Consider the following 10,784-nt stretch of genomic DNA (forward strand, 5'->3'; position numbering starts at 1 on the left):
TTTAAGATAATACTTGCAAAATGCAAATATATGGTGTATAACAATATCAGAGGTGAAACAAATGGAAGACCTTAGAAAGTTGTTTCAAGTGATGACCCGACGTTTCGGGCTTCTCAATAAAAACTGCTGCAGTACGGGCGGTACCGAATTGTCGCTCATTCAGAGCCACATCCTGTATGAAATAGACACGCAGCATCAACCAAGCATGCAGCAAATTGCGGAAACTTTAGCGGTCGACATTACGACGTTCAGCCGTCAGGTTCAGACGTTGGTGAACATGGAGCTGGTCAAGAAAACGCCGCACCCTGACGATCGGCGCGTGAGTATCTTATCACTCACGCCGCAAGGTAAATACGTGACCACCGTCATAGACCAGCAGATGAAAGAATACTTAAGCGACATCTTTTCCCGCATGACGGAATTTGAGCAGGATATGGTGATCCGCTCGATCAAATTGTTAAACGAAAGCATGGCAAAATCGAAAATGTGCTGTACTCCCTTGGGATGAAATCATCCCAATTCATTTCTCATATACTTGCAATTTACAAGTAAATGGAGGTGGAAACAATGTACTGTTGCTACGATTGCTGCTCTGATTCCAAACGAAAATAACCAATGGAGGTGAATGAGATGAATGATTACGTTATGGAAATGCTTGCACGTCAACAACAAAGCCAGATTGAACATAAAGCCAGACATTCGTGGAAATTTAAAACGAATAACCACTCGAAAGAGGCAATAAAGCAAGAGAATCCCGCTCAAGACTGCTGCACTTCGAAAGTTTGCTGCGCGATTTAACACTCAAAAACACAAAGGAGAGTTTTTAAAATGAAAATGCATGTAGCCATCAATGTGAGAAATTTGGGAACGTCCCTGGAGTTTTACAAAAAGCTGTTCAACGCGGAGCCGACAAAGGTGAAAGACAATTACGCAAAATTCGAACTTGATGATCCAGCATTGCATTTTTCCCTTAACGTACGGGAATTTGACAACAAAGGCGTCTTAAACCACTTTGGTTTCCAAGTAAAAAACACCAATGAGGTGCTCGCTGCCAAAGAACGTCTGCAGCAGGCAGGGTTAGTTTCGTTTGACGAAATGAACACCACGTGCTGCTATGCGGTGCAAGACAAGATTTGGGTCACCGATCCTGAGGGTAACCCGTGGGAAGTGTTCTTTACGCGTGCGGACAGCGAATTCGAACCGGCGGAGGACCGCGCGGTGCCGTCCGTTTGCTGCGCGCCTGCACCGGAGCAAGTCACCATTCCTCTTGCCGAGATAAAGAGTAATCAATGCTGCTGACTCGTGGATGTCCCGGTGATTTCCTTTTGAGAGAACACATCGTTGTCATTAACAGGCGGTTTTTCGACAAAGGTGTTGACAGCATCTTACCTGCCATGTAGTATATGATCCGTTGTCATAAGAGCATTTCGCTAAGGAAAAGCACGAATTTCATATTCCATTCGTATAACCTCGCAGGCCGATGAATACGCAGGGCGAGGGTTTCTACAGGGAGCCTTAACTTCCTAACTACGAAGCCATTAACGAGTTTTTCGCTCGTTTCTGGCGACGGGGTTAGGATTTTTTGCGTCCGAGCCGTCATGTGACCCGGGGCATGAACGACATGCATGACATGCCAACGCATTTTCTGGACAGCAGGGGGTTATTTGAAGCAATGAAATATTATGTAGCCGTTCTCGCGGGAGCGATGAGTTACGGCATATTATCGACGATTGTGGTTCTGGCTTACGGGCAGGGCTATCAACTGGGCGAGGTGGTCGGAAGCCAGCTGCTGACGGGATTTATTCTGTCGTGGATGCTCGCTCTATACACCAAATTCAAACGGAGAAGGAGGGCACGCGAAGCAGGCCAACACCCAGGCGGAGCTGCCCAGACCCATGTCTTACAGCGGCTGACGTGGAAACACCGTCTGCTGCTGATGGCAGCGGGTACGCCAACCGTCATCACCGGACTCGTATATTATCAATCGCTGCGGTACATTCCGGCATCGCTGGCCATCATCCTGTTGTTCCAGTTCACCTGGATCAGCGTGCTGATTCAGGCGGTGGTCAAGCGCCAGCGGCCCGATAAAGTAACGCTGCTGGCGCTGCTGGTCCTGTTCGGCGGCACGCCGCTTGCTGCGGGTTTCTTGGAGCAGGGTCTTGGCGAATTCAATGTTTTGGGCATGGCGTTCGGCCTGATGGCGGCGGTAAGCTACTCGCTGTTCGTCCTGTTTAGCGGCAAGGCCGTGCCGGCTGCGCATCCGGCATACCGGAGTGCTTGGATGGTAACGGGCGGCATGATCTTGCTCTTCATCTTGTTCCCGCCAATATTTCTCTTCAACGGATTGATCTGGAGCCAACTTCTAGTGTTTGGCTTGGTGCTCGGCTTCTTCGGGGCATTCATTCCGCCCGTACTGTTCGCGATCGGCGTACCTCATATTGGCGGGGATATGGCAGGTATCATCGGCGCAGCTGAACTTCCGGTGGCGGTGCTTATGTCCTCCATCGTGCTCCGCGAGCATGTAAGCGGACTGCAGTGGATCGGCGTGATCATCGTGCTCATCGGAGTGGCGCTGCCCGAACTGCAAAAATACCGGCTTTCGCGGTCAAAAACGATTTATTCTTGAGATTATCCGGGGACGCCAGGAATGCGGCGCGTTCCGTAGGTGCAAACGCTATTCGCGTTTGGGCCTTCGGACTATAAAGTGTCATGCAGTTTTTTTAGCTGCATGGCTTTTTTTATGTGATATGCTTACATAAGCCAAGCATACAACAAGAGAGGGGAACCATCATGAATAATTGGCAGAAGTTTCTTGCGAAGCTGTGTTTTGCGGGCATGGTTGTGTTTCTAGCAATTGTAAACGTTCCGGGAGCTGAGGCGGCTCAGCGTTTCACAGATTTGCAAAATGTAAGCTGGGCAGCGGACGACATTCATTATTTAGCCGACCGGGGAACAGTCGCCGGTTACGGCAGCGGCAGCTTTAAGCCATTGACTTCGATCACAAGGGCGCAAGCCGTTACTTATTTAGTGCGTGAGCTGTATCCGGAAGCGACTCCATCTGCGGAGAGGCGTTATCCGGATGTTCCAGGCACCCACATGTTTCATCGGGAGATTATCATTGCCTCCGATATGGGCTTGGCAGGCGGTCTGCCGGACGGCTCGTTCAAGCCGGACGCTCCGATTAGCCGCGCAGAAACCGTGGCGTTGCTATCCCGCGCTTATGATCTGTCTGCCGGAAACCGACAGGCAAAATTGCGGGACATTGAGGGTCACTGGGCTGAAGCGTCTATTAGGCTGCTTGCTTCCAACGGATTGGTCGGCGGATATTCGGACGGCTCTTTTCGGCCGAACCGTGCCGTGAATCGGGCGGAATATGCCGTATTTCTATCCCGTGTCATTCAGTTCAAAAGGGAGCAGGCGATTGAGGCCCAGGATTGGGATCAACTCCTGTCGCTGATGACACTGGAGGAAAAAGCGGGACAAATGCTAATGCCGGATATCCGTATGTGGCAAAACAAACCGACGATTACTGCAAATGCGGGTATTGCATCGACGGTTCGGGACCACCGGTTGGGAGGCCTGATTTTATTTGAAAAAAATATAACAGACATGAAGCAGATGACGACCCTAAATCATAATCTGCAAGAGCTTGCGGGCGATATCCCTTTATTCCTGGGCATTGATCAGGAGGGAGGCGTGATCAAACGTATTCCGGGGGGAACCAATCTTCCCGGCGCAATGGCACTTGGAGCCACGAGAAATTCGGCATTGTCGTTTGAAGCAGGTAAAGTAACGGGAGCCGAGCTTAAAGCGCTTGGGGTGAATTTGGATTTTGCGCCGGTGCTTGATGTGAATGTCAATCCGGACAACCCGATCATTGGTATCCGTTCCTTCGGATCCGATCCGGGGCTTGTCTCCAAGTTAGGCGTAGCGTTCTTGAAAGGATTGAAGCAGGAAAGTGTTATTTCGGCGGTTAAGCATTTTCCCGGTCATGGAGATACGATTGAAGATTCGCATCTGGGATTGCCTGTCGTTGCGCATGACCGCGGGCGGTTGGAGCAGGTGGAGCTGCGTCCGTTTCGGGAAGCGATCGAGCAGGGCGCGGATATGATAATGACTGCTCATGTCGCGTTTCCGGCTATTGAAGACGGCACGGTTCGCTCGAAGAAGGACGGTTCGAGCATCTCCTTGCCTGCCACTTTATCAAGAAAAGTGGTCACTGGACTGTTAAGGGATGAATTGGGCTTTCAAGGAGTAGTGATATCCGATGCGTTCACGATGAACGGGATTGCGCAACACTTTGGCGAAGAAGAAGCGGTTGTGCGCGCTATATCTGCAGGCGTAGACATCGTTCTGATGCCGCGGAATATTACGGACGCTTTCGACGCGATTGTACGGGCGGTGAAAACAGGTGAGCTCCAAGAGCAGCAGCTGGATGCGTCCGTAAAACGTATTTTGCGACTGAAGCACAAATATGGATTGTTTGCGAAGCCGTTGCCGTTGCCGTTGCAATCCAAACTTCAAAATGTGCAGCTTGTTGTGGGTTCGGCGTCGCACCGCGCAATTGAACGAAGGATTGCAGAGGCTGCCGTCACCGCATTGAACGATGGCGGCGGACGGCTTGCGTATCAAATTAGCGATGGGGATGTCGTTGCTGTCGTAGCGCCAAATGCGTCACAGGCACAGTTGATCGAGAGCCTTCTGAAGGGACTCGGTTTGCCTCGGCGATTCAGCGTGGACACAGTGATCCAAGGTGAAGCAAGCCAGGAAGAGACGGCGAGGGCGATTACCAGGGCCGATTTCGTAATCGCGGCATCCTACCAGTTCCGAAGTCCCCTAAACAAGCATAATTGGCCGGACTACCAAGCGTTAATTCATGATTTGAACACACATTCCAAACCTTATGTGCTGCTTTCCTTAGGCAATCCGTATGAGCTGATTTTTCTGCGGGACGTCAGCACTGCACTTGCCGTTTACGGGGCAGAGGAGCCAAACATCTCTGCAGGCCTGAGAGTGATTTTTGGGCAATCCGAAGCGCCCGGTACGCTGCCGGTTGGCTTATAGCTTGTAACCGGGCTAACTTTATATGGTAAAATCATGAAAAGCGGGCGAGGTGCAAGGGGGAGTGGGGAGTGAAGATAACATGTTTAATCGCAACTTTTTTTTCTGTAATTTTACTTATGACAAGCGGATGTTCGAAGAATGAACCGTTAATTACAGAGAAACTTCAATCCGCTTTTCCCGACGATGTTCAAACGGATGAAATTTATCATGCGGAAATTTTCAAAAATGGCGTGCTTGTCTTTTTTGGAAGTAACGATGGTTTAGGCGCGGCATTTTTCAAACAAAAATCGGAACGGTGGGAATGGGCAGCAGGAACAGGATACCCATCCCTCCATCCGCATAAGGGCTTGTCGGCCATGCATTCCAATCGCGAGGAAATATCTTTATATATTTCTTATGGCGTTATTACGGACCCTGAAATTGTTGAAGTTCGGGCGGGGGAAACCAAAGCTAAAATGATTCAAACCGCTGACGGAACCAGAATATGGTTTATCACTTATGAAAATCCACTCGGACAAGATGGCTCGCTTCCCCCAATAAGCGGTAAAGATCATCAGGGGCATGAGATCATTACGATGTAATGCAATTCCGGTTCAACGACGGAGTGAGGATCTTTCGCTCAAATAATGAGAGGGCGGAACTCCTGTCAACCGGCGAAACGTTTTATTGAAAAAAGAAACATCGCTGTATCCCAGATACTCGGAAATCTCCGAGACCGTTAACTGGGACTCCCTTAACATATAAATAGCCGTCTTTATTCGCAAGGAGTGAACGTATTCGCTTATCGTTTGCCCGGTCGTCTTGCTGAAAAGCGTTGCAGCGTAGTTCGGGCTTTTTCTGATAGCATCCCCAAGGACGTTCTTCGTAATTTTGCCGCGATAATTTTCCTGTATGTATTTTTTCATTAAATCAACGGATCCGTACTTTTCGGAATGGATTGCGCCCCGATCCAGCTCTTGATTCCAACGAGTCAGTACTTCGAGCAACAGAGCCGAAGCAAAAACATCATAATACGGCGTTTTCTCAATCCATTGGTGAGAAAGCTGTTTCATCCGTTCGTGAATGAGTTCATAACTTCCGATCTTTTTTGAATGGATGTGTTCCTTACAATTCAAAACAGGCAAAATAGGTGAATCCGATGTAAGAATGAAGGTTGCAACCGTTTTGGTATGGAATACGGTCGGTATGCTTTTTCCGTAGAAATAAGCTCCTTTTGGGAATAATAAAAGATCCCCTTTTTCAGCTACTACTTTTTTATCGTCTATCCAATATACACATTTGCCATAGGTGACAATGCAAAAATAATAATCCGCTCGATTCCCGTCAGTTTTCTCCTCATACCAATCCATTACACTGTCCTGCCGCAAAGTTTGAACTCGGATCATCGCCATCATCCTATTATGCAGACTATATTACACCCATCATACTATATTACATTTCAAAGAAAAGGCGATATCGATAATATGGTGAAAACGACAGAAACGGCAGGTATTTAACATGCTAAAAACAAAAATTGTTTGTACTATGGGGCCTTCATGCGATTCTACCGACGTTATAGGCCGGATGATTCAGGCTGGAATGAACATTGCCAGACTCAATATGGCACATGGCGAATTGGAGGAGCATAACGATCGGATCCGAAACATACGACGAGCTGCTCTTGACCAACGAAAATATGTGCCGATTTTGCTGGACATTAAAGGACCTGAAATACGAATCGGGAAATTGAAGGACCCGTACGTAGAGCTCGTTAAAGGAAAGGAAAGGAAATCATTCTTACAACGGATCAAGTGCTCGGGGATTCCGATCGAATTTCCGTTAATTATGCAGATCTTCCGAAGGTTATTGAAGAAAACGCCAAAATTCTCCTTGATGACGGTCTCATAGAGCTACGTGCGGTCTCCTCGGATGAACGCAATATTCATTGCAATATCGTAACGGGCGGGATTCTCAAACCGAGGAAGGGCGTTAATCTGCCCGGCGTAAGAACGACTTTGCCCGGTATTACGGAGCAGGATATTCGTCATATCCATTTCGGACTGGAAACCGGAATCGACATCATAGCCGTATCGTTCGTCCGGAAAGCCGGCGACATTCTAGAAGTAAGGAATATATTGGCTGAAAACAATGCGGCACACATTCAAATCATTTCGAAAATTGAGAATGAGGAAGGCGTTTCGAATATAGATGAAATTGTTGCAGTTTCTGATGGAATTATGATCGCGCGCGGAGATTTAGGGGTCGAAATTCCGGTTGAAGATGTCCCTCTGCTGCAAAAAATAATGATTGAAAAATGTAACGATGCCGCTAAACCCGTCATTGTAGCAACTCATATGCTCGAATCGATGCAGGTAAATCCGCGGCCTACTCGAGCGGAGGTCACCGACGTTTCTACAGCCGTACAACAAGGGGCGGATGCTTTAATGCTATCAGGCGAAACCGCAGCGGGGAAGTATCCGATCGAATCGGTACAAACAATGGCGACCATTGCGGCAAAAACAGAACATATTCTAGACTCCGACCGGCAACGTTCCGCAAAAAGAACAAGGCAAACTTCAAACGTTACCGAAACAATCAGTCATGCAGCCGTAAGTTCATCCCTGGAAATAAACGCAAAGGCGATCATTACGCCGACGGAAAGCGGGTTCACTGCCCGAATGGTTTCTAAATATCGTCCCAAAGCGCCCATTTTGGCAATAACTCCACACCCGCACGTCATTCCTAAATTGTGCCTGCTATGGGGTGTAATTCCGATGATTGGAGAAAGTGTCGGGACAACCGATGAAATGTTTCAAACCGCGATAATCCATTGCGCCAAACTCGGATTTATTGAAAAAGACGATTTTGTCGTTATCTCTGCCGGAGTACCGATTGGCGAAACGGGAAAAACGAATTTGATTAAGATACACCAAATGTAAGTCTATTATTGCAGCAGAGCGACGGACTATTATCCGGACAACGCCCGAATACTATAAGGTTGACACAATCTGTCGAATAGGGGCGTTAAAATGCTGCAAAAAACCCATAGCGTTGCCGGCTTCGTAGCCGCCGAGCTCGTTCTCGTTTATCGCGACATACCGTTTATATCGTGGGAGGCGGCCGGCGCTTTATTGCTAGGTTGTTTATCCGGAACATTGGCCGACGTCGATAAACAAGGATCCACGATGGCAAAGGTGCTTTTTCCTTTATCGGCTCTATTGAAGGTTCTAAAGGTGCGTCATCGTTCACTGACTCATTCCATTCTTTTCTTGCTCGCACTGATGTTCGCGGCGTCTCCTTTGCCTGCGCTGTTTTTTTGGACGTTTATCGTTGCTTACGCCTCGCACCCGATCATTGATCTCCTTAATGAGCGAGGCGTAGAATTGCTGTGGCCGTTGAAGCGGCATTTTCGCCTGCTCCCCAAGTTTATGGCGATTGATACCGGCTCGGCCGGTGAAACGGCGTTTCGCTGGGTTTTGCTTGCCGCAAGCTTGTGGATTCCGCTTATGAAATGATAAGCTTCAGAAATTGTCAAAGTAAGCCCAGTGCAAGGGCCAGTAAGGCGGCGGATGCGCCGCCTGCAAGCGAGCAGGCGACGTTGACGGCATCGTTGTTCCAGCCGGCCCGGCCGCGAATCCGCACGGCCGGCATGCCGCAGTGGCGGGCTTGCTCGATTTCGCGACCGCAAGTACCGCAGCGGTACATTTGCTGCCATGTGGCGCCGATCCACGAATCGGCAAGCGACCCAATGAGGCCGGCCAGTCCGGCAATTCCAATCCAGGCAACCGGTCTTAGCGGAGCGGCGACCGCATCCGGCGCGGCTTGGCCGGGAACCGCCAGGAGCAGCGTCCACGCCGCGGCTCCGATAAACAGGCCGCCGGCCAGCGAAGCGCCAAAGCCGAGCCCGGAGACGCCTCCGGACGTTCCGGGCGGAACGCGCCGGCCCGTCTTGATCGATCTCGGCGGCGTCCGGCTCAAACCGCCGATTTCCGTAGCCCATGTGTCGGCCGTAACCGCCGCTATCACGCCGAGGAAGGAGTACCACCAAAGCGGATGCGGCCACGCCCAATTAGCCGTGCACAGCAGCACCCCCAGCCCTCCGTTTGCGAGCACCTGACCGGCATCGCGTCTCCCGGTTTTCTCATAACCGCTTTCGGCCTTTTCTTTTGCTCGCTTTTTCCACCGGGACCATAATGTCGACGAAACGAAAAAAGCGATGAGAGATCCGAACCAGACTGCGCTTCCGAGCGAGTACATCACCGTACCTAGCACCACCGCAGCAAGGAAGCCGGAGCCGGACAGCGACCGTTTCGCGTATGCCGCCCCCGCAATCCCTGCACTACCTGCCAGACCTATTAACCATTCCACTGCTTTCCAACCCCCTATGCTTATATTTAGTATATCCCGGCACAAGCGGTCAACTGGAAATAAGGCTGCCGCTTCCGGCTCGGTCGATCAATCGGCGTATGCTTGTGTCGTCAGGGATACTTTAGGACGGTCGCATCTGCTTGGGAAATGGTGTAAACTAGTGCCAGTAGTTATCATCAATCGCAAGGGAGTGCAATCGAGATGGAGCGCAGAAAGTACGGAAACACGGACATGGAAGTCAGCGTGCTCGGATTCGGCGGGGCGGAGATCGGCTTCCAAGGCGCGGATTCGGCGCAAGTGGAGCGGTTGCTCGGCAGCGCGATCGACGCGGGCCTCAACATCATCGATACTGCGGAATGTTACAAGACGAGCGAGGAGCTGATCGGCCAAACCGTGGCGCATCGCCGCGGCGAATATTTCTTGTTCACGAAATGCGGACATGCTGCCGGATTATAGGGACAAGATTGGAATCCGAAGACGCTGGCGGACAGCATCGATAGAAGTTTGAAACGTTTACGCACCGACTATGTAGACGTCATTCACCTGCACAGCTGCAGCGAAGACGTGCTGCGTCAAGGAGACGTCATCGACGTGCTGCGCCGGGCCAAAGAGCAAGGCAAGACGCGTTACATCGGTTACAGCGGCGATCATAAGGCGGCGCTCTACGCAGTGACGTGCGGCGCGTTCGACTCGTTGGAAACGTCGCTGAACGTCGCCGATCAAGAGGCGATCGATCTTACGCTGCCGGAAGCGGCGAAACGCGGAATGGGCGTGACGATCAAGCGCCCGATCGCGAATGCGTCATGGCAATATGCGACGAGACCCGATAATACGTACATTCAAGCATATTGGGATCGGCTGCAGAAGCTTGCTTACCCGGAGCTCACCGGTGACATGCAAGAAGCAGTCGGGAACGCGCTTCGGTTCACATTGAGCGTGCCCGGCGTACATACGGCAATTGTCGGAACGGCGAAGCCGAGCCGCTGGATCGAGAACGCAAGGATCGTTGCGCAAGGCGCTTTGCCCAAGGAGACTTACGAATCGATTCGACGCCGGTGGAAGGAAGTCGCCGACGAAAGCTGGATCGGCCTTGAATAGTCCATAGAAAGAAGCCGGAGCGAGGGCATAACCTCGTGCCGGGCTTCTTGTTTTTTTTATGGGAATATGGTTCGGATAGCCATAAACGGTTGAATCTTCAAAATAACGGACACCACAGACGCTATATCGCCATTTTGCCCACCGCCAAATCGCTAACGGACACCACAGACGCTAAATGCCGCTTTTTGCCGCTTATCATCGCTTTTTCGAGGCAATAACTGCACTGGTGTCCGTTAAAACTGAAAACTCCGTTCAAAACGCCGAATAACTGCATC

8 protein-coding genes, 2 pseudogenes and 1 riboswitch are annotated in these 10,784 nt (G+C 50.4%); of the genes and pseudogenes, 8 read left to right on the forward strand and 2 right to left on the reverse strand.

Annotated features, from left to right (window positions below; translation table 11 throughout):
* Nucleotides 1–61: 61 nt before the first annotated feature.
* The 5 genes from PT964_RS22150 to PT964_RS22170 all read left to right on the forward strand — a co-directional run bounded on the left by PT964_RS22150 (nt 62) and on the right by PT964_RS22170 (nt 5,645).
* Nucleotides 62–508, forward strand: coding sequence for a MarR family winged helix-turn-helix transcriptional regulator (locus tag PT964_RS22150; protein WP_274365541.1), 447 nt, complete (start codon nt 62–64; stop codon nt 506–508).
* Nucleotides 509–828: 320 nt separating this feature from the next.
* On the forward strand, nt 829–1,299 hold the full coding sequence (locus PT964_RS22155) for an ArsI/CadI family heavy metal resistance metalloenzyme (RefSeq protein WP_274365542.1): 471 nt from the start codon (nt 829–831) through the stop codon (nt 1,297–1,299).
* 141 nt (nt 1,300–1,440) lie between these two features.
* A riboswitch (purine riboswitch) is annotated at nt 1,441–1,550 on the forward strand.
* 122 nt (nt 1,551–1,672) lie between these two features.
* Nucleotides 1,673–2,626, forward strand: a complete 954-nt coding sequence (locus PT964_RS22160) for an EamA family transporter (RefSeq protein WP_274365543.1) — start codon at nt 1,673–1,675, stop codon at nt 2,624–2,626.
* 164 nt (nt 2,627–2,790) lie between these two features.
* On the forward strand, nt 2,791–5,064 hold the full coding sequence (locus tag PT964_RS22165) for a glycoside hydrolase family 3 N-terminal domain-containing protein (protein ID WP_274365544.1): 2,274 nt from the start codon (nt 2,791–2,793) through the stop codon (nt 5,062–5,064).
* 68 nt (nt 5,065–5,132) lie between these two features.
* Nucleotides 5,133–5,645, forward strand: a complete 513-nt coding sequence (locus PT964_RS22170; protein ID WP_274365545.1) for a hypothetical protein — start codon at nt 5,133–5,135, stop codon at nt 5,643–5,645.
* A gap of 12 nt (nt 5,646–5,657) precedes the next feature.
* Here PT964_RS22170 and PT964_RS22175 read toward each other — a convergent pair whose 3' ends face one another.
* Complete coding sequence (locus tag PT964_RS22175) at nt 5,658–6,449, reverse strand: AraC family transcriptional regulator (RefSeq protein ID WP_274365546.1); 792 nt, start codon at nt 6,447–6,449, stop codon at nt 5,658–5,660.
* A gap of 112 nt (nt 6,450–6,561) precedes the next feature.
* Here PT964_RS22175 and pyk point away from each other — a divergent pair.
* Together pyk and PT964_RS22185 are read left to right on the forward strand one after the other, a co-directional pair.
* Nucleotides 6,562–7,982 (forward strand): annotated as a pseudogene (gene pyk, locus PT964_RS22180) (pyruvate kinase).
* Between the two features lie 90 nt (nt 7,983–8,072).
* Nucleotides 8,073–8,558 carry a metal-dependent hydrolase gene (locus PT964_RS22185; RefSeq protein WP_274365547.1) on the forward strand — a complete coding sequence of 162 codons (486 nt, stop codon included), beginning with the start codon at nt 8,073–8,075 and terminating at the stop codon, nt 8,556–8,558.
* A gap of 16 nt (nt 8,559–8,574) precedes the next feature.
* On the opposite strand, the gene PT964_RS22190 is transcribed toward PT964_RS22185, so the two are convergent.
* Entirely contained in the window at nt 8,575–9,411 is an 837-nt protein-coding gene (locus PT964_RS22190; RefSeq protein WP_274365548.1) for a DUF92 domain-containing protein, read from the reverse strand.
* 201 nt (nt 9,412–9,612) lie between these two features.
* Between PT964_RS22190 and PT964_RS22195 the strand changes: the two are divergent.
* Nucleotides 9,613–10,509, forward strand: a pseudogene (locus PT964_RS22195) (aldo/keto reductase).
* The last annotated feature ends 275 nt before the right edge of the window (nt 10,510–10,784 follow it).

It is taken from the genome of Paenibacillus thermotolerans, from assembly GCF_028745515.1.
GTDB lineage: Bacteria > Bacillota > Bacilli > Paenibacillales > YIM-B00363 > Paenibacillus_AE > Paenibacillus_AE thermotolerans.

Coding starts and splice junctions, on each gene's coding strand:
- PT964_RS22185 (WP_274365547.1), top strand. CDS start 8,073: ATGCTGCAAAAAACCCATAGCGTTGCCGGCTTCGTAGCCGCCGAGCTC.
- PT964_RS22150 (WP_274365541.1), top strand. CDS start 62: ATGGAAGACCTTAGAAAGTTGTTTCAAGTGATGACCCGACGTTTCGGG.
- PT964_RS22165 (WP_274365544.1), top strand. CDS start 2,791: ATGAATAATTGGCAGAAGTTTCTTGCGAAGCTGTGTTTTGCGGGCATG.
- PT964_RS22160 (WP_274365543.1), top strand. CDS start 1,673: ATGAAATATTATGTAGCCGTTCTCGCGGGAGCGATGAGTTACGGCATA.
- PT964_RS22155 (WP_274365542.1), top strand. CDS start 829: ATGAAAATGCATGTAGCCATCAATGTGAGAAATTTGGGAACGTCCCTG.
- PT964_RS22175 (WP_274365546.1), bottom strand. CDS start 6,449: ATGATCCGAGTTCAAACTTTGCGGCAGGACAGTGTAATGGATTGGTAT.